We start from the raw sequence: 1079 nt of genomic DNA, 5'->3' as shown, positions 1-1079 counted from the left end.
TAGCAGCCCCAGTAGTATTGACTGCAATACCATTGTTGCTAGCTGTTGCTGAATTAGAAAGAGCCATATTATTTATTTATGTTCACGCTGCTATTTTTGCCGGTAGTATTGATCGCATGACCAGAGGAATGTGATACGGCAGAAACAGAAGGGTTTGGGGAAGACCGCAAGTGAACAATTACTAACACTAGTAGTGAGCCAAACATTGCAATAAGACATGCAATAAATGCATTGTAAGTTTGTTCAGATGTCATTTTAGAAAAGACATCTAATTTAAGCCAACTTTCCATCACTCCGTAAAGTGTGAGAGCTCCTAACCCCGCTAATCCTAATCCAGCTGAAAGTACTATTTTTAACAGGCTTAACATATAACAATCTCCATTTGTTTTTATCATCATAACATTGGCTTAGAGTAAGTAGTAAGCATTTTTATTGAAATGGTAAGAGTTTAGATGTTTATCACATAGGGTCACAGGGTCAGGTCTTGCATTTTGCTTGTCATATTAGCTGGAATTAGTGGGGTCAGAGTAAACTTTATGAAACTCACTTTTGGACAGTAGTGAGTTATTGATCTTACTCATTTAGAGATAGATGGATTGCGTCGGATATAGAAAATTTTATCAAATTAAGACATATTCTGACTCTACTGACATATCCCTTAGTGTGTTTCTTAACTAAAAGAGCGTAGTTCAACAAGGCTAATCCAAGTAGTCTTGTTGATGCTAATTAATTGAATTTATTGTTTTACTTGAGTCGCATTGGGACGATTGCCTTGAACTGGAGCAGGTTTGGGAATAAAAGTAACATCAATACCAACAGTCAAAGGCCATGCTTTCCGTCTCTTTTGCATTGATTTGTTAGTGTAGAATACAAGATGTGACTTTTTGCAGCGTATAATCGCATAGTCGGCCGTCACACTAACTACTTCACCCTGGCGTCTGGTATTGATCTCATGCCTTTCTTTCCATTCAGTAATGTCTGGGACAGAAGGAAGTCCCGATGCTAACATTTTACTTCGCCATAGCGTATGTTTAGAGCAGGCTATTCCCATCAGTTTGTCGTTATCTATGACAGACAAC

At 38.1% G+C, this 1079-nt stretch carries 1 protein-coding gene; it reads right to left on the bottom strand.

Features of this window, described 5'->3' with window-relative positions:
* Positions 1-736: 736 nt before the first annotated feature.
* The coding region (locus tag H5202_RS23130) for a hypothetical protein (protein ID WP_220493992.1) at positions 737-1079 on the bottom strand (343 nt) is incomplete at its 5' end.

It is taken from the genome of Shewanella sp. SG41-4, from assembly GCF_014164505.1.
Lineage (GTDB): Bacteria > Pseudomonadota > Gammaproteobacteria > Enterobacterales > Shewanellaceae > Shewanella.
Note: the sequence above shows the minus strand (reverse complement) of the source record. Positions and strands in the feature narration are given on the sequence as shown.